This window comes from Psychromonas sp. MME1, assembly GCF_041080865.1.
Lineage (GTDB): Bacteria > Pseudomonadota > Gammaproteobacteria > Enterobacterales > Psychromonadaceae > Psychromonas.
Genome location: NZ_CP160906.1, coordinates 889383 through 908353, shown reverse-complemented (window position 1 = coordinate 908353; position 18971 = coordinate 889383). Strand labels below are relative to the sequence as shown.

12 protein-coding genes and 2 pseudogenes are annotated in these 18971 nt (G+C 39.9%); 5 read left to right on the top strand and 9 right to left on the bottom strand.

The window, feature by feature from the left end; translation table 11 throughout:
- Positions 1-27 precede the first annotated feature (27 nt).
- The 3 genes from AB2N10_RS04290 to AB2N10_RS04280 are packed head-to-tail and all read right to left on the bottom strand — an operon-like array spanning position 28 to position 2559.
- The gene (locus tag AB2N10_RS04290) at positions 28-624 is read right to left on the bottom strand and encodes an ABC transporter permease (protein ID WP_369434373.1); all 597 of its coding nucleotides are present in this window, start codon (positions 622-624) and stop codon (positions 28-30) included.
- On the bottom strand, positions 624-1340 hold the full coding sequence (lolD, locus tag AB2N10_RS04285) for a lipoprotein-releasing ABC transporter ATP-binding protein LolD (protein WP_354625604.1): 717 nt from the start codon (positions 1338-1340) through the stop codon (positions 624-626). Before lolD ends, AB2N10_RS04290 begins: the two co-directional genes overlap by 1 nt.
- Positions 1333-2559 carry a lipoprotein-releasing ABC transporter permease subunit gene (locus tag AB2N10_RS04280; protein WP_354625603.1) on the bottom strand — a complete coding sequence of 409 codons (1227 nt, stop codon included), beginning with the start codon at positions 2557-2559 and terminating at the stop codon, positions 1333-1335. The genes lolD and AB2N10_RS04280 overlap by 8 nt, the downstream gene beginning before the upstream one ends.
- Positions 2560-2747: 188 nt before the next feature.
- Here AB2N10_RS04280 and AB2N10_RS04275 point away from each other — a divergent pair, with 188 nt between their 5' ends.
- The 3 genes from AB2N10_RS04275 to AB2N10_RS04265 are packed head-to-tail and all read left to right on the top strand — an operon-like array spanning position 2748 to position 7707.
- The gene (locus AB2N10_RS04275; RefSeq protein WP_354625602.1) at positions 2748-3308 is read left to right on the top strand and encodes a PilZ domain-containing protein; all 561 of its coding nucleotides are present in this window, start codon (positions 2748-2750) and stop codon (positions 3306-3308) included.
- 13 nt (positions 3309-3321) lie between these two features.
- Entirely contained in the window at positions 3322-6801 is a 3480-nt protein-coding gene (gene mfd, locus AB2N10_RS04270) for a transcription-repair coupling factor (protein WP_369434372.1), read from the top strand.
- A 21-nt stretch (positions 6802-6822) separates the two neighbouring features.
- Positions 6823-7707, top strand: a complete 885-nt coding sequence (locus AB2N10_RS04265) for a peptidoglycan binding protein CsiV (protein ID WP_354625601.1) — start codon at positions 6823-6825, stop codon at positions 7705-7707.
- Between the two features lie 69 nt (positions 7708-7776).
- On the opposite strand, the gene AB2N10_RS04260 is transcribed toward AB2N10_RS04265, so the two are convergent.
- Genes AB2N10_RS04260 through rluC form a run of 3 tightly spaced genes read right to left on the bottom strand, consistent with a single transcriptional unit; the run spans position 7777 to position 10372 of the window.
- The gene (locus AB2N10_RS04260; protein ID WP_354625600.1) at positions 7777-8760 is read right to left on the bottom strand and encodes a glycosyl transferase family protein; all 984 of its coding nucleotides are present in this window, start codon (positions 8758-8760) and stop codon (positions 7777-7779) included.
- A 27-nt stretch (positions 8761-8787) separates the two neighbouring features.
- Entirely contained in the window at positions 8788-9432 is a 645-nt protein-coding gene (locus AB2N10_RS04255) for an HAD-IIIA family hydrolase (RefSeq protein WP_354625599.1), read from the bottom strand.
- Position 9433: 1 nt separating this feature from the next.
- Positions 9434-10372 (bottom strand): 23S rRNA pseudouridine(955/2504/2580) synthase RluC, encoded by a 939-nt coding sequence (gene rluC, locus AB2N10_RS04250; RefSeq protein ID WP_354625598.1) that lies wholly within the window; start codon positions 10370-10372, stop codon positions 9434-9436.
- Positions 10373-10706: 334 nt separating this feature from the next.
- Between rluC and rne the strand changes: the two genes are divergently transcribed.
- Together rne and trxB are read left to right on the top strand one after the other, a co-directional pair.
- Entirely contained in the window at positions 10707-13793 is a 3087-nt protein-coding gene (gene rne, locus AB2N10_RS04245; protein ID WP_369434371.1) for a ribonuclease E, read from the top strand.
- 161 nt (positions 13794-13954) lie between these two features.
- Positions 13955-14904: pseudogene (gene trxB / locus AB2N10_RS04240) on the top strand (thioredoxin-disulfide reductase).
- A gap of 49 nt (positions 14905-14953) precedes the next feature.
- Here the strand turns inward: trxB and nlpI are convergent.
- The 3 genes and pseudogenes from nlpI to secD all read right to left on the bottom strand — a co-directional run bounded on the left by nlpI (position 14954) and on the right by secD (position 18887).
- Positions 14954-15892 (bottom strand): lipoprotein NlpI, encoded by a 939-nt coding sequence (gene nlpI / locus AB2N10_RS04235; protein WP_354625596.1) that lies wholly within the window; start codon positions 15890-15892, stop codon positions 14954-14956.
- Between the two features lie 172 nt (positions 15893-16064).
- Positions 16065-17011: pseudogene (gene secF, locus AB2N10_RS04230) on the bottom strand (protein translocase subunit SecF).
- A gap of 13 nt (positions 17012-17024) precedes the next feature.
- On the bottom strand, positions 17025-18887 hold the full coding sequence (gene secD / locus AB2N10_RS04225) for a protein translocase subunit SecD (protein ID WP_354625594.1): 1863 nt from the start codon (positions 18885-18887) through the stop codon (positions 17025-17027).
- Positions 18888-18971 lie beyond the last annotated feature (84 nt).

Sequence of the window (18971 nt, the reverse complement as noted above, 5' to 3'; positions counted from 1 at the left end):
TAATGTGAATAAAAGCCAGTGAACTATCTAATTGCCCCCCATCGCAAATATGCCAACCAACTTAAAAGGAATAGAGCGAGGCGCTTTTAAACGAGTTTGAGCGCCCTGTTGTGGTAATAACAAAAAGACGCTATCTCCAATGGACAATTGCAACTTTTCAGCGACACTTTTGCCTAGAATAATCGTATTTTTATTTGGGGATAATAAAGACCAACCCTGCCCTTTTATAAATTTCTCAATATTGGTCACATTGTTTTCAGTGCGAGGATCTATGGCACGTATTTGCAGCGCCTTCATCTTGTTATCTTTTTGTAACAACCCATTCAAAGTAATAAAAGGTGTTGCAGCAACGACATCGGGTTGCGCCTCGATTTTAGCAATGGTTGCATCTATATCGTTGAAACTACCAGACACCATTTCCAATTCAGCATGGGGGACAACGGATAATAATTGATCTCGCAAGGCTTTTTCGAAGCCATTCATGGCAGATAAACCAACAATTAACACCATCACACCTAGTGCAATACCTAATATCGAAGCGATAGAGATAAAAGAGACGAATCTATTTTTATGCTTGGCTTGACTATACCGTAAGCCAATGAACGTCGATAAAGGGCGATACATTATAAGTTATCCTGCAAAATACCACTGATCATGTGTAATTGACGATCCAATTTATTGGCTAATTGTTGATCATGTGTTACCACTACAAAGGCGGTTCCTAACTCATTATTAAGGTCTTTAATTAGCTGATAAATACTTTCTGCACTAACCGCATCTAAATTTCCTGTTGGCTCGTCAGCAAGCACCAGTTGCGGATCATTAATCAATGCCCGCGCGATTGCAACTCGCTGCCTTTCACCACCAGAGAGCTCTGCTGGTCGATGTGCTAACCGTTTATCTAAGCCAACACGAGTCAACATAGCCTGTGCTTTTTGAGTCGCGTCTTTTATGTTTTCGCCGGCAATCAATAATGGCATAGCCACATTTTCCAAGGCATTAAATTCCGATAACAGGTGGTGAAATTGATAAACAAAACCGAGATGTTGATTACGCCATTTTGCCTGTTTATTAGATGATAAGTGATGGATATTATCCCCTAAATAAAATACATTCCCCGTTGTTGGCGCATCTAATGCACCTAACAGGTGTAAAAGCGTACTTTTACCAGAGCCAGAACTACCAACAATCGCTAACAACTCGCCTTTTGCAACGGATAATTCAACCCCTTGTAAAACAGTACTCAATAATTTGCCATCTTGATAGGTTTTACCTAAATCATGGCAAGACAAGATCGTATTATCATGCTCAATGTTATTTTTATTATCTATATTATTCATATCTTAATGCCTCAACGGGACTAACTTTTCCGGCGCGGTATGCTGGGTATAATGTGGCAACTAAGCTCAATAGCATCGCTGACAGCATAATCACGATAATTTGCATGGGTTCAAACAGCACAGGAAGGATTCGCTCTCCTCCCGATGCGTTTGAAAGAAGGTGTAAACCTAAAATCGACATAATTTCGTTAATATAACTACTTAATAAAATCCCCATGATGGTACCAACGAATGCGCCGATAATACCGCTCCATGCTCCTTGAATAATAAAAATTAGATTAAGCGTTCTTCCCTCAATGCCTAAGGTTTTCAAAATAGCGACTTCAGCACTTTTATCACTGACAACCATCACCGATGACGAGAGAATATTAAATGCGGCAACGGCAATGATTAAACAAAGTAGTAACCAAATCATATTCTTTTCCATCTTCACGGCAGCAAATAACTCTCCATGGCTACTCCGCCAATCAGTGAGTAATTGCCCCGGTTTTAAACTTGGAGAATGCCAAGATTCAATGGCAAAAGGGTCAAAGAGATAGATACGCAATCCGGTCACTTGCCCATCATTAATACGTACTAAACGTGCCGCATCATCAACATTCATCAAAACCAGTTGCTGATCCACATCAGAGCCAACATCAAATAAACCGGCAACGGTAAAGTTGCGCTGGCTAGGCATACGCCCAAGCGGAGTATAACGACTCCCCCTTGCAGAGATAACGCGTACTTTATCGCCAAGGGTTACACCGAGTTGGCGCGCTAAATTTTTGCCGATAATAATATGGTAACTACCTACCGTTAAATCACTAATATCCCCTACATACATGCCGGATTTAACGACATCTGCACCATATAAAAGAGGATCAACCCCTTCAAATATAACACCTTGCAAGCTAGTCGCCGTTTGCACTATTGCTTCACTGCTAACGATGGGTTCAACACTTTTAACCTCATCAATCGCTTCAATTTCCGGTATTTGATCATGCCAATCGCTCAGGGTTTGTTGTTCATTACTGATAATCGCGTGCGGTACTGCTCCTAAAATGCGTGTTTTTAACTCATTTTCAAAACCATTCATTACCGATAACACGGTTATTAAAGCTAACACGCCTAAGGTGATCCCGCCCGTAGAAAAAAGGGAAACAAAGGAGACAAATTTATTATTACGTTTTGATTTTGTATAGCGTAAGCCGATAAAAGCACTGAGGGGGTAAAACATAAATTCCTTTGTTTCTTGATTAGTTGACATTGAGTTATAATGACAAAATATTCGTAGTTAGCCCTAAAAAGAATACATTAAATAACGATTAAGACATTGATTACACAATATTCTAATGTATCTTCATAGATCAAGATACCGAAAATTAGATGAAAACAATCACAGTAGACAGAAAATAAGGGAAAATAATGACCAAACATGAATACTTTTTGGTGCACTATCAGCTTGCAATTAATGTTCAACCTCTGCAAGACGATGAAAGTATTCCAGAACAAGGGCAATTTGAAGCGGAGATCCCCGCCCCTTTTCGTATGGCCAGCGACCTTTCTGAACTTGACTCTACAGCGTTGCATCGACTAAAACTAAACAATGAAACAACGCAAACTTTATGGCAATTCTTAGATACACAAAATCAAAAAATAAATATATTGCTAACTTACATATTAAGTCAGCAAGATGAAAGCCAATACCGTTTTAAAACCGATGCATTCAGTGCCGGTTGTTGTTTATTTGATTGCTCAGGAAAAAACTTTTATTTATCACAACTGGTACGCTTAAAAATTTTTTTACCTGAAGAGTCTGCTGCGATCTACTGCTATGCAAGGGTAACCAATATCGATGGAACATCTGTTCAATTAACCTATCAGCGAATACGCGAAGAAGATCGCGAATTACTGATTCGTAGTACATTACATATTCAGTCCAAGCAACTCAAACTGCGTGCAGAGCAACGCACACAATCAATTTAAAAAAGAATAGACAATGAAGCCAGTGCAACTATTATCGATTCCAACACTCAAAAATAATAATGACCGTTTATTACTCGCCAATTTACAGGGCAGCAGCCAAGCATTGGCAATTAGTGAGTGCGCGAAACTGCAATCATCGCCACTCATTTTAATCGTTAACGATACGCCAAGTGCATTAAAGTTACGCCAAGAATTAAGCTATTTTGTTGAGGATAAACTTGAGCTAATTGATTTTCCCGATTGGGAAACGTTACCCTATGACCATTTTTCACCGCATCAAGATATTATTTCTACCCGTATAGAAACCTTGTATCGCTTACCGCAGATGCAAGGGGGCATATTAATTGTCCCCATAACCACGCTTTTACTGAGGCTAGCTCCCTTATCCTATTTACAGCAGCACACGTTAATTGTTAAAAATGGACAGACAATTGATCCGCAACAATTCCGCGCAAATTTACAAGAAGCGGGTTACTATGCCGTTGAACAGGTTATGGACCATGGCGAATTTTGTGCGCGCGGCTCACTACTTGATATATATCCCATGGGCAGTCAACAGCCCTACCGTATCGATTTTTTTGACAATGAAATTGACTCTATCCGCCCCTTTGACAGTGAAAGTCAACGCTCATTAAAGCCAGTCAAAGAGATAAAATTACTCCCCGCACATGAATTTGCAACGGACGCTGATGCATTACAACGTTTTAAAATAAAGTTTAAAGAAAAATTCAATTCTCCACTATCAAGTAGTAAAGAATCGATTTACAACACCATAGAACAGGCAAATTTACCTGCGGGTATTGAATATTATCTGCCACTTTTTTTTGAGCAAACCGCTACCCTTTTTGACTATCTACCAAGTAACTCTCGCCTTGCTATCGTCGGTGATATTAACCAAGCCAGCATGGATTTTTGGCATAATTTACAGTCGCGTTACGAAGAGCGTTGTGTCGACCTCTATCGCCCTCTCTTGCCGCCAGCGGAGTTATATCTACGCCATGAACAATGTTTCGAACAATTAAATAAATGGCCTCGCTATTTTTTCTCGCAGGCGCCAATTAACGAGCATAAAGCAGGAAATACCAACTTCGATATATCGCTCGTTGAAAATGTTCAAATCGAGCATAAAAAAAATAACCCACTGGAAAAAATTGCCCATTTTATTACTCATTTCGATGGCAAAATTCTTTTTAGTGTTGAATCGCCAGGGCGTAAAGAATCGCTATTAGAATTATTAGCACCGTTAAAGATGAAAATAGCTGAGTTTAGCTCATTTACATCTTTTGCCGGCAACACAAAAGCTGTCGGTGTAACCATCAGCCATGTAGCAAAAAGTTTTATATTAAATAGCAGCAAAATCGCATTTATTACCGAAAATGAACTATTAGGGATTAAAGTATCACTACGTGGGCGTCGTAATGAAGCAAATGATGAAAACTTTAATGCTGAACATACGCTGCGTAATTTAGAAGAGCTTAAAATTGGCCAACCCGTTGTCCATATTGATCACGGGGTTGGCAAATATCTTGGCTTACAAACCATCGAAAATGCAGGAAATGTCACTGAATTTGTCACATTAGAATATCTAAGAGGCGATAAGCTTTATGTCCCCGTGACCGCTTTACACCTGATAAGCCGCTATAGTGGGCATGACGTCGACAATGCCCCAATTAATAAACTTGGTAATGACACTTGGCAAAAAGCCAAAAAACGCGCCGCTGAAAAAGTGCGCGATGTTGCCGCAGAGCTGCTCGATGTCTACGCACAACGCGCAGCTAAAATAGGATTTCAATATAAACTTAATAAAGCTAATTATGCAATATTTCGTAATGACTTCCCCTTTGAAGAGACCTACAATCAATCCCTTTCTATCAATGCAGTGATTTCCGATATGTGCTCTAAGCAGCCAATGGATAGATTAGTTTGTGGTGATGTGGGTTTTGGTAAAACGGAGGTCGCAATGCGTGCTGCTTTTATTGCGACTGATAACTTGCGTCAAGTGGCACTGCTTGTGCCTACGACATTATTAGCCCAACAACACTATGAAAGCTTTAAAGATCGATTTGCCAATTGGCCTGTGCGTATTGAGGTATTATCTCGATTTAAAACGGCTAAACAGCAAAAACAGATACTGCAAGAGACCATTGAAGGCAAAATTGACATTTTGATTGGTACACATAAATTATTAAGCAGTGACCTTAAGTTTTCTGACATCGGTTTACTGATTATTGATGAAGAGCATCGATTTGGAGTGCGCCAAAAAGAAAAAATTAAAGCTTTACGGGCACAAGTCGATATTTTAACTCTCACAGCAACGCCTATTCCAAGAACATTAAATATGTCCATGAACGGGATGCGTGACCTCTCCATCATCGCTACCCCACCTTCAAAACGGTTAGCGGTTAAAACCTTTGTGCAACAAAAAACCGACCAAGTCATTAGTGATGCCATCACGCGTGAAATCATGCGTGGTGGTCAGGTCTACTTTTTACATAATGAAGTCGCTACCATTGAGAAAGCGGCAGCAGATATTCAACATTTACTACCGCAAGCTAAAGTCGCTGTCGCACATGGCCAGATGAATGAACATCAGTTAGAACGGATTATGACCGATTTTTATCATCAAAGACAAAATGTCCTCGTCTGTACCACTATTATTGAAACCGGTATCGATATCCCCAGTGCTAATACGATTATTATCAATCGAGCTGATCACTTGGGCCTTGCACAATTACACCAACTGCGCGGTCGTGTTGGACGTTCACACCATCAAGCTTATGCTTACCTGCTTACACCGAATGAAAAATTAATGAGTAAAGATGCTAAAAAACGCCTTGATGCCATCTCATCATTAAATACGCTCGGAGCAGGCTTTACACTGGCAACACACGATTTGGAGATCCGTGGAGCAGGTGAACTACTAGGGGATGAGCAATCTGGCCAAATTAGTAGCATTGGTTATAACTTGTATATGGAAATGCTCAATCAGGCAGTGACAGCATTACAAAATGGTAAAGAACCAACGCTTGAATATCTACTTGCGACTCAAGCAGAAGTGGAATTGCATATTCCAGCCCTTATCCCGGATAATTATATTCATGATGTTAATATGCGCCTGGCCTTATACAAACGGATAGCTAACAGTAAAGATATAACTAACTTAAAAGAATTGCAGGTGGAGATGATCGATCGTTTTGGTTTATTACCCGATGCAACGAAGAACTTAATTGCAATCACCACATTCAAACAACAAGCAGGCTCACTTGGTATACAGCGTCTAGAAGCTCATGCTAAGGGAGGGCATGTCATATTTACAGAAAACACTTCCGTTGATCCTATGTTCTTAGTTTCTTTACTGCAAAAAGATACAAAAACATTTAAACTAGAAGGCCCAACGAAACTTAAATTTAACATTGATCTAACGGATACTCGATTAAGAATTAGCTGGATCACAGAACTGCTGGATGATTTTTCAGCGCATACGCTCAAATAAATAAGATTTAAGGATATGATCTTGAATTACAGACTTATATTGCCATTAATATTACTACTGCATGCCTTTCCTGCCAGCGCTGAGGAGAGATGGTTTGAAATCGAACTATTGCTCTTTCAACGTAATGTTAAGCTACAAGATGTTAGCGAACATTTAACAAATGATAATATTAATATTGATCTATCAAACAGTATACCGCTAATCAAAACAGAAACGGCGTTAGATTGCTATGAAACAACAACCTGCTTACATGTTAGTCATCCTGTACTGATTGATAGCACGCTTTTTGATTCTGAAAATAACAATTTTCAACGACTAACAAATGGTCAATTACAATTAAGTGTAGAGCGAGAAAAATTAAATCGACATGCAGCTTATACGCCCGTACTGCATTTAGCTTGGCGCATGCCTGTCAAGAATCGTTATGCAGCAAAACCTATTCATATTTTTGCAGGTGAAAATTTTGCACAGAGTAGCGCAGATAAAAGCAACGCTTCACAAGAATTACAAGATAGTTTAAGCAATGAAATAGCTATCGCGGTTAATCAAGAAGCGACTCCCCCCGCCGTCGACAAATGGGCTATAGATGGTAATTTCACCGTCTACTTGGACCATTTTTTATATATTGATAGTCAGCTAATCATTCGCCAACAAGTACAACAAGCAACGCCAACCGCAGCAACGCAACAGAATCAATCCGTTGAGGTTGTTAGTAGTGAAAATGATGTACAAATTATTAAACAGAGTGAAGCAATAATGCCGATGGCGATGCAAGAGGTTACAAAACTTACCGACGTTTTATTTGACCAAAGCCGCCGCTTACGCAGTGGTGAGATACACTATTTTGACCACCCTCTGATGGGCATGATTGTACAAATTAGAAAAATCCCAGCGCAGGAGAATTAAACGTTCAGCTCAATGCAGTAGGGGGAATATAAATTCCCCCTACTGTTACTCTTATTTTTAAAGTCGCTGTTAACTATTTTTATCTCGTTTTTCCCATAAACGTTGCGCCTCACCCAAACAATCTTGTTGACTACGTTGCCTATCGAATTGTTTTAGTAATAACGCAATAGTACAGATCACTGCGGCATCACCGTACTCATCTTGCACATTTCCAGACCAAACGTTTTGTAAATATTGAGCTGATACTTCGCTATGTGCGCCACTCGCTTCAATTAAATAAGTAGGCCACTCTTCTTCAAAATAGGTCGCCTCACCATCAATCTGTTGCACGCCACAAATATCACTACTTACCCTTGGATTAACCTCACTCTCACCGCCCTCACCCTTAAAGGCGATCATATTCTGTTCAGCAGTTAATAACGCGGCTTGCGCATGCAGTTTTTCATAACCTTTATGAAAAACGCCGTGAATAGCAAAAGGTGCGTTACTTGGATTAAGGCTACGTGCGACGGTATTAAGAGGTGTGCGTAACCCCACTTTATCGCGCAGGGCTAACAACGGCACAAGCTCAGGGCAATACGCAGATAAAGGAAGGTAACAGATATTACTTTCAGAAAGGAACAGCTCTGCTTGCTCAGGTGTTTCAGCAATTTTAATATTGAGCGTAGGACAAGCTTCTTCTATCTGAAATTTAACCGCATCAATGGAATTATGTCCATGTAAAAGGATGCGTTTACCCTGCGAAGCGATCACTTTGGCTGCTAATAATAACCAAGGAGGCTGACGTTTTTTTCCCGCAAAACAGGGCCAATCAAGATCTACACTAAGTTTTTTCCACTGAGGATCGATCACATCGCGTAGGGCTTGAATGTAACCAGCAGCCTCATCTGCTGTTTCGCAGCGTACCCGTTGCAACATCAACAATACGGCTAGCTGTAATAATTCAGCATCACCATTTAGGTAGCAAGACAAAGCATCATAGGCTTCTTTTTGCGTTAAAGGGCGTCGCCCTTTTTCACCGCGCCCGGTAATTTTTATATATTCACTAAACATCACATTATTTCACTGTTATTGGGGGAATTAAATATATGCATCAAGTTGTTTGGGTAAATTATCTAGAATTGCCAACGGGTTATAAGCAGATAAAGTGCTTTTACAATGTACACCATAACTAACGCCAATACAGTCGATAGTTGCATTATTGGCCATTTCTAAATCATAACTTGAATCACCTATCATTAAAGCTTGGGTTGCCTTTACATCCATTTCAGCCAATATTTTATGTAACATTAGAGGATCTGGCTTTGAAGCTGTCTCATCTGAGCAATAGGCTATTGAGAAAAAATCAGCCATACCATGGGATTCAAGAACATGATTTAAACCATTACGACCTTTACCTGTTGCAATAGCTAAGATATAACCTCGCTGTTTGAGTGTAAACAACCACTCTTTAACCCCTGGATAAAATGGCGTTAATTGACTATTAAAACGCCGATAATCGTCGCGATAGGCATCAATGATAGCCAGTCGCGTTTGTTTCGACTGCTCTGGAAATAACTTATCCATCGCATGGTTCAAACTCAAACCGATAATATGACGAATGGCCTCATTACTAGGGGCTGCAACATCAACCTGTATAGCCGCCCGCTGCATACTCGCTACTATTTTATCAAGCGAATCCATCAAAGTACCGTCCCAATCAAAGATTAACAGTGAATACTTCACCCTAGCACCTCGTTAACTTTTCTAATAAATCGGATAACTCTGCACATAATGGCGCACTCACAGTAATCTCTTTTTCTAATACGGGGTGATAGAAGGTAATATGAGCGGCATGTAAAAACAGACGGTTTAATCCTAACTTTTGCATCTCTTCAGTAAATGACGCATCACCATAACGCACATCACAGGCAATATTATGTCCTTTACAGGCGGTATGTACACGAATTTGATGTGTTCTACCCGTCACGGGACTGGCTTCTAACAATGTAGCACCTTGATAACGCTGCATAATTTTAAAGCGCGTTTCAGAGGCTTTGCCCTCACTACTTACCTTCACGACGGAGTCTTGCTCTATTTTCAGTAAAGGTTCGGTGACAGTGCGCCATTTTTTATCCCAACTGCCTTTAACCAAAGCCAGATAACGCTTATTCATGGTTTTATTACGCAATTGCTCGTGTAATGCCCTTAACATGCTGCGTTTTTTAGCGATCAACAGACAACCTGAGGTATCTTTATCAAGGCGATGCACTAATTCAAGAAAACGCGCATCAGGTCTTAACGCACGCATCCCTTCAATGGCACCAAAATCCAGTCCACTACCACCATGAACAGCAAGTCCTGAGGGCTTATTTAAAATAATCAAAGCCTCATCTTCATAAACAATTCGCGACTCTAATTGCGCGATGCTATTTAATTTAGGTGAAGGTAATGCATTTTCCTTAGCTACTTGCACTGGTGGTATACGTACTATGTCACCAACAGCAAGTTTATAATCAGGTTTTATACGCTTTTTATTTACGCGCACTTCACCCTTACGTACGATTCTATAAATCATACTTTTCGGGACACCTTTCAAATAAAGCCGAAGAAAATTGTCAATTCGTTGTTGTGCATTGTCTTGAGTTACCTCAATCATGCGTACTGAGTGATTTATCTGTTCCATTCGCTAAGCTTATCACGTGTTAAAGGGTTAATATGTAAAAATTTGTATTGCGGCTAAAGGTATATTAATGAGATGATTAGGGTGTTATGACTCGCCAGTCGGCTTGAAGTCAAAATAACAACTATTAAATAAAAAATACAATGTTGAGCCTTTTGCTTATTATCTATTTATTAGCTAATTACAGCAATGATAATAAAATATCTGTTTTCACTTTCCAATGCACCTCTGCATATTTCCCAGTCGAGAGACTGTACAGTCAGACACGAGGTCAAGTGAACAGAAACATAGCCAACATAAACAAAAAATAACGATAAAATATAAGAGTTTATTAAAAATGAAAAGAATGCTAATCAATGCAACTCAAGCTGAAGAGTTGCGCGTTGCCCTTGTCGATGGGCAATTGTTATATGACCTTGATATCGAAAGTCCAGGACATGAACAAAAAAAAGCGAATATATATAAAGGTAAAATCACCCGAGTTGAAGCAAGCTTAGAAGCTGCTTTCGTAGATTACGGTGCTGACCGACATGGTTTCTTACCTTTAAAAGAAATCGCTAAAACATATTTTCCTGCGGGTTATTCCTTTAAGGGCAGACCTAATATTAAAGAGGTAATAAAAGAAGGCCAGGAAGTTATTATTCAAATTGAAAAGGAAGAGCGTGGCAATAAAGGAGCCGCATTAACAACCTTCATCAGTTTGGCTGGTAGTTACTTAGTATTAATGCCTAATAATCCACGCGCAGGTGGCATATCTCGTCGCATTGAAGGAGATGAACGTACTGATTTAAAACAGGCACTTAGCCAGTTAACGCTACCAAATGGTATGGGTCTTATAGTACGTACAGCTGGCGTTGGTAAATCTCCCGAAGAGCTTGAAAGCGATCTATCTGTTCTGGTTAACTACTGGAATAATATTGAAATTGCCGCAGCCTCTAAACCCGCACCTTTCTTAATTCATTCTGAAAGTAATGTTATTTTACGTTCAATTCGCGATTATTTACGCAATGACATCGGCGAAATCGTTATTGATAAAGCAGCGATATTTGAACTTGCTAAAGAGCATATCAAAGTAGCTCGCCCCGATTTCATTAATCGCCTCAAATTATATCAAGGTGAAGTACCTTTATTTACTCACTACCAAGTGGAAAGCCAAATTGAATCAGCCTTCCAACGAGAAGTTAGACTACCATCAGGTGGCTCTATTGTTATCGACCCAACGGAAGCATTAACATCTATCGATATTAACTCTGCACGCGCAACCCGTGGTGGTGACATTGAAGAAACAGCTTTTAATACAAATCTGGAAGCCGCAGAGGAAATTGCTCGCCAGTTACGTCTACGCGATTTAGGTGGATTAGTCGTTATCGATTTTATTGATATGACCCCTCCTCGTCATCAACGGGAAGTTGAAAACCGTATGCGTGAATCGGTTCATCAAGACCGTGCCCGTATTCAACTTGGTCGTATTTCACGTTTCGGGTTAATGGAAATGTCTCGTCAACGCATTCGTCCTTCTCTTGGCGAATCGGCATCTCGTGTATGCCCTCGTTGCCATGGACAAGGTACCATCCGAGATAATGAATCCTTAGCTCTTGCTATCCTACGTTTGATTGAAGAGGAAGGTTTAAAAGAAAATACAGCGCAAATTCAAGCAACGGTGCCCGTTGCTGTCGCGGCCTATTTGCTCAATGAAAAACGCAATGCCGTTAGTAAAATAGAAGAACGTCACGGATGTGAAGTTTACATTATTCCTAACGCCAACCTATTAACACCTCACTTTGAAATCAAACGCACGCGTCAAGATGGTAAAGAAGATGTTAACTACGATGCATTAGAAAAACAGCACTCTGTTTACGTCCCTAATGTAATTAAAGATGAGCAAAATAAAGAGGCTGATCCCGTTTTAACCGGTTTCTCTAGCCCTAAGAAAACACCTGAAAAAAACATCCCAAGTGCCTCAACAGAAAAAGAAAAAACGGCTAACAAACCATCAATTTTAACACGCTTTATCCGATCAATAGCCGCTATTTTCTCAAATAGCGAAGAAACGGTCAGCGAAGAAACTAAAAAGGCTGCAACAGTATCGGAGAAAAAAGCAACAGATCGACAAGCGACACGAAATAACCGCAATCGCAGCCGTAACCGTAACAGAAATCGTCCTACTAATGAGCGTCCTGAGCGTTCTGAACGCCCTAAACGCCCTAAAAAAGACAATAATCAAGTTAAAAAGCAAGAACAGAATGACTCTAACTTAGATAAGAAAGAGTCTGAAGAAGCAGTTGTCGTTCGCCGTAAACGCAGAAATATGCGTAAAAAAGTCCGTTTGCAAAACAATGAAGCCTCTGTTGAAAATAACAGCGTACCAGTAAGTGAAACACCTCCTAATAATGAAGTAAGCAACAAAGATACATTACCTAAAGAAGTAAATAACAATGTTAGTTCAGATTCTGTTGAAAAAGAAGAAGTTGCAATAAAAAGTAGCAAACGACGAGCGCGCTATTTACGTAACAATAATCAACGCAACAAAAAATCGGAACTAAATGAAAAAACGATTGAAACGACAAATCCGATCAATCAACTAGATCCTGTCAGCAGCCGTTACCCGGAATCAACGGATACAACTAACACAAACGAAAGTGTGAATAGCAATACCAAAGCCAGTATCGCAAACGAAATTAGCAATATTGATGGTAATGTGACAACAAGTGAAGTGGTTAAAAAATTACAAAATAGTGCTAACGATGTAACCACTACAATTGCAAAACAGATATTACCAGAAATCCAAATGGAAACCTTTATTGACAATGACAGCAAGGCAACAAAACCCGTAGAAACTTCTCCTATAGCGACTACAACGCTAGCAGAAGAAACACAGGTAGTTGCTGAAGCAGAGCCTATTGTCGTTGAACAAGTTCCTGCGGTCACTGAAGAAGCACCGCTTGTTGTTGAGCAGCCCACTACTGTCACTGAAGAAGCACCGCTTGTTGTTGAGCAGCCCACTACTGTCACTGAGCAAGTAGCTGTGGTTGTAGAGCAAGCGCCGGTGGTTGTTGAACAGCCTACGGTTGTCATTGATGAAGCACCCGTTGTCGTTGAACAAACTCCAACGGTCACAGAAGAAGCACCTGTACTCGTTAAGCAACCAGCAAACGTCACTGAAAAAACACCGGTTGTCGTTAATAATCCTACTTCCGTAATCGAAGTAGATCACAATGCTAGTAAAATTGGGACGGTCAGTAATGTCAGCCAGTACGCGACATCAGTAATGACACGCACGATTAGTGAGCCTTTGGATCTCAATAATGAAATAACCATTATTGCTGCAACCACACGCCTGCCCTTTACTAAATCAACTCAGCAAGCAGGTAGTAGTTTCGCTAGTAATCAGGCAAGTAGTAAAACTGTAAAAGCAACTATTTAACTATCAATAGTTTTAGCCTATCAAAGCAAACGGATATTTCATTGAAATATCCGTTTTTTTATGCTGCTATTTTCTAGCTCCCAGTTTACTATATATAGCAAGTGTTCTGTAAAGTATGATATTTAAGCTACAGGCTAACTCAAATATATTAAGGCATTTTTATGAGTAATAAAACACATCACAAACTAATCATTTTAGGCTCAGGGCCTGCAGGTTATACGGCTGCCGTTTACGCTGCACGCGCTAATTTAAACCCACTTATTATAACTGGCATGCAACCAGGTGGGCAGTTGACAACAACCAGCGAAGTAGAAAACTGGCCAGGCGGCGGTGCTGATATGACAGGCCCCGGTTTAATGGAAAGTATGAAAGAGCATGTACAGCGTTTTGATACTGAGATTGTAGTCGATCACATCAATAGTGTAGACCTAAGCAAGCGACCATTCACTTTAATTGGCGATGCAACCTATACCTGTGATGCATTGATCATCGCAACAGGAGCCTCTGCACGTTATCTCGGCCTTGAGTCCGAAGAAGCATTTAAAGGACGTGGTGTTTCCGCCTGTGCAACCTGTGATGGTTTCTTTTACCGTAACCAAAAAGTAGCAGTTGTCGGTGGCGGTAATACTGCTGTTGAAGAGGCGCTATATTTATCTAACATAGCCGCAGAAGTCCATCTAATTCATCGTCGTACTGGCTTTCGTAGTGAGAAAATCCTGCTCGATCGCTTAAATGAAAAAGTTAAAAACGGCAATATAATATTACATACCGATAGAGTATTAGACGAATATCTGGTGACGAAATGGGCGTTACTGGTTTACGTTTAAAAGATACCTTATCTGATAACAGTGAAATATTAGAAGTGATGGGTGTATTTATAGCAATTGGCCATAAACCTAATACAGACATCTTTGCTGATCAGCTAGAAATGAACCATGGTTATTTAAAAGTTCAAACGGGAAGTCATGGTAACGCAACACAAACAAGTATAGAAGGCGTTTACGCAGCCGGTGATGTTAGCGACCATATTTATCGTCAAGCAATAACATCAGCAGGTACTGGTTGTATGGCAGCATTAGATGCAGAACGATTTTTAGATAGTCAGAAATAACGAGTTAAAAAGGTAGCTTAGGCTACCTTTTTAACAGGGTGAATATTATTTACTCGCTTACTGTTTTAGTTAACTCTTTTTGTAACATCTGCTGAATTGACATTAATTCCATCAGTGAATATTTATACTCAACAAAATCATGAATATTAGTAGCAACGCTCATTTTGAAGTAGTAAATAGCAATTTTCAGCTCTCCAGCCAATTTATGTTTATGGCCCAAGTAAAAATAAGCTTCACATAAACGTTGAGCTAATTCAGTGTTACTCTTCAAACCATTAGATATACTACTCAAAAATTGCTGCTCAGTTATGCGTCCAGCGATAACATCAACAATTCCCCAGGCGAAGTTTTTATCATTTTCAGGTGCTTGCTCTGATTGTAGATCTCTTAATGCCTGATCTTCATCTAGCTGGCTATTGATGATATAGCGCCATAAGACACGGTAAGGGTCAGTTTTATCAAACGCGTAAAATGTTTCTATATCTTTGTTTGCTAATCCATAACGTTTTGCTAAATATAAACCAATTGCTCGGTGAAGATGGCTATATTGCATTTTATCAGACAACTCTAATGCAGAATCGAAGGCATCAAAGGCTTCATCATAGGATTGCACCAAAAGCAAATAAACACCGAGTAAATTATAAGGCTCAGGAAAAGTAGGATCTGCAGTTATGGCCTGGTTAAAATCATAACGACTATGTGCATTTAATCCCATTCGATCATAGGTAATACCACGCTCATAAAAAAGTTGCGCACGCTCTCTCGCGGTCAAATCTTTTTTCTCTGTTAATAATTGACTAAGGCGTAATATTGTAACTTCATCCTCATAACTAACTTGGGTCGCTAAAGCAAGAGGGAAAGCAAACGGCAACGTTTCTTGAGTTTCAGTTTGCTCCGGAGAAACCTCTGTATCTGGAGGTATTGTTTGACAACCACTTAGAAAAGCAATTAGCGTTAATAATGAGATAATAGGAAAATTAAGTTTCATGTATAAACCCTTGTAGATAAGAACGTTAAGAGTGAACCATAATCAGAATAAAGTAAAGAGAGATATAAATTTTGCTTAAATAAATGCGCAATAAATAATGAAAAAACCCGTTATCATTCAACTATATTTGTACTATATAGAATGGTAACGGGTAGGTGAAAAGTGGGTAATATTATAAAAGAGGTTCTTGATCAGCCCCCTCTTTTTCCACAACGACAGGTATCATATGTTCACGATTAATACCTAATTTAACTGCCAATGCACTCGCAACATAAATTGATGAATAGGTACCGATAAAAATACCGATTAAAAGCGCTGTTGCGAAGCCATGAATAATTGCTCCTCCAACAATAAACAGTGATACTAATACAAAAATGGTTGTACCTGATGTAATTAGTGTGCGACTTAAGGTTTGCGTTAGTGATTCATTAACAATATCTTCAGGTGTTGCTGTTACTAACAAACGGAAGTTTTCTCGGATACGGTCAAATACAACTATCGTATCATTGAGAGAGTAACCAACTACAGCAAGTAGTGCCGCGAGGACCGTAAGGTCAACCTCAAGTTTGAAGAATGAAAAAACACCTAATGTTATAATAACGTCATGTGCTAACGCTAATACAGCCCCCATTGCTAAACGCCATTCAAAACGCGCACTCACGTATACAAGAATACAAACTAGCGCGAGAATAATAGCTAATCCGCCATCTTCAGCTAACTCAGCCCCCACGTTTGGCCCAACAAATTCGATACGACGCATATCCACTTGCCCAAAAGAGCCGTGTTGCAAAGCATCCAAAACTTGATTACCAATCACTTCGCCTTTAACACCTTCACGTGGTGCCAAACGAACCATGACATCACGACTACTACCAAAATGTTGCACGATAGCATCGGGAAATCCAGCATCTGCAAGGGTTACACGTACATCAGGTAAGTTTGCTGGCTGCTCAAACCCCACCTCAATTAGTGTTCCCCCGTAAAGTCAAGTCCCCAATTTAGCCAATTAATACTCAGTGATAATAACGAACCAACAATTAACACTATTGAAAACCAATAAGCTGGCTTTGAATAACGCATAAAGGGAATGGTTTGTTTAGCTCTAATTAACTCAAACATAATTTATCCTGCCCTATATTGATAGTTTTTTAATATCATTACGTCCACCCCAGATTGCGTTCACAAGCGCACGCGTTCCAAAAATTGAGGTAAACATTGAAGTTGCAATACCAATTGCAAGAGTCACAGCAAAGCCCTTAATCGGCCCTGTACCCACCGCAAACAAAATAATTGCAGTAATCAGCGTTGTAATATTAGCATCGGCAATCGTCGAAAAGGCATTCGCATACCCTTCGTGAATCGCCTTTTGTACTGATTTACCCGCACGCAACTCTTCTCGAATACGTTCAAATATCAATACATTGGCATCAACCGCCATACCAACAGTCAATACAATCCCCGCAATACCAGGCAAAGTTAATGTTGCCCCAGGAATCATTGACATAACACCGATAATCATAACAATATTGAATAACAAGGCGGCATTAGCTACCACGCCAAATTTACGATAATAGATAAACATAAATAAAACGACCGCAAGTAGTCCGTAAACCATCGCTTTCACGCCGTTATCAATATTTTGCTGTCCAAGACTTGGCCCGATAGTACGTTCTTCAATAATTTGAATCGGCGCGATCAAAGCCCCCGCACGCAATAGAAGCGCGAGATTATGTGCTTCAGCAGGATTATCTAACCCAGTAATACGGAAACTACGTCCTAGTTGAGCTTGGATAGTCGCAACATTGGCGATTTCTTCACGCTTCTTAATTTCGGCTTTACCATTGGCCTTTTTCTTGCCTGTTGGTAAATACTCAATAAATAAGGTTGCCATCGGTTTACCAATGTTACTTTTGGTAAAACGAGACATTTTGCTACCACCAGCCGAGTCCAGAGAAATATTAACTTGTGCACGACCATATTCATCGAGACTCGATTGAGCGTCAACAATGTGATTCCCCGTTAAGATAATTTGCTTTTTAACGACCACAGGACGTCCATCACGATCTTTATAAACAGCAGAAGAAGAAGGTAAACGTCCAGCTAATGCATCATTAAGATCTGTTTCAGCATCTGCTGCATGAAATTCAAGGGTTGCCGTTGCACCAATGATCTCTTTTGCTCGCGCAGTATCTTGAATACCAGGAAGTTCAACTACAATACGGTCACTGCCTTGGCGCTGCACCAGAGGTTCTGCTACACCTAATTCATTGACACGATTACGTAAAATACCTAAATTTTGTTGTAACGCATCTTCTTTCGTTGCCTTTAGCTTTTGCTCGGTCATTGAAATAACAAGCGCTAGCTGATCATTCTCATCCGTTTCGATGAATTGATAACCAGGGTTTATCGGTTTTAAATGATCAACAGCTTTATCTAACCTTTCCTGATCAGCGAAGCGCACCACGACACCCGTTTCACTGCTATCTTTATTGATGCCAATAAAGCGGATCTTTTGCTCACGTAATTCCGAACGGACATCTTGCACCAACTGCTCTTGTGCTTTACTGATAGCTTCCTCCATATCCACTTCCATTAAGAAATGAACACCGCCACGTAGGTCAAGTCCTAACTTTAACGGAGCACCGCCTATTGATTCTAACCATGCAGGAGTCGATGGCGCTAAATTTAAAGCAATAATGAAATTGTCACTAAGTTGACTAGTTAAAGTTTCACGGGCGAGAAGCTGATCTTCACTGGAACTTAAACGTACCAGAATTTGACCGTTTTCTAATTTGCTACTTTTAACAGTGATATTCGCTTCTTTCAGTAAACTTTCGACTTTACCTAGGGTAGCTAGTTCAACTTTTGCTCCGCGGGTCGCAGAAATTTGAATAGATGGATCTTCACCGTAAATATTTGGGGTTGCGTAGAGTAAACTGATTAATACGATAAAACCAAGCAGTAAATACTTCCACAATGGGTATTTGTTTAACACAGTACTGTCCTTGAATTACACACTAAAGAAAATAAATGACAAAATGATAAACCCATTTTGTCATTTTCTTAGAGTAACTTAAAC

Coding starts and splice junctions, on each gene's coding strand:
- AB2N10_RS04290 (WP_369434373.1), bottom strand. CDS start 624: ATGTATCGCCCTTTATCGACGTTCATTGGCTTACGGTATAGTCAAGCC.
- mfd (WP_369434372.1), top strand. CDS start 3,322: ATGAAGCCAGTGCAACTATTATCGATTCCAACACTCAAAAATAATAAT.
- AB2N10_RS04280 (WP_354625603.1), bottom strand. CDS start 2,559: ATGTTTTACCCCCTCAGTGCTTTTATCGGCTTACGCTATACAAAATCA.
- AB2N10_RS04275 (WP_354625602.1), top strand. CDS start 2,748: ATGACCAAACATGAATACTTTTTGGTGCACTATCAGCTTGCAATTAAT.
- nlpI (WP_354625596.1), bottom strand. CDS start 15,892: ATGAAACTTAATTTTCCTATTATCTCATTATTAACGCTAATTGCTTTT.
- rluC (WP_354625598.1), bottom strand. CDS start 10,372: ATGGAACAGATAAATCACTCAGTACGCATGATTGAGGTAACTCAAGAC.
- AB2N10_RS04260 (WP_354625600.1), bottom strand. CDS start 8,760: ATGTTTAGTGAATATATAAAAATTACCGGGCGCGGTGAAAAAGGGCGA.
- lolD (WP_354625604.1), bottom strand. CDS start 1,340: ATGAATAATATAGATAATAAAAATAACATTGAGCATGATAATACGATC.
- rne (WP_369434371.1), top strand. CDS start 10,707: ATGAAAAGAATGCTAATCAATGCAACTCAAGCTGAAGAGTTGCGCGTT.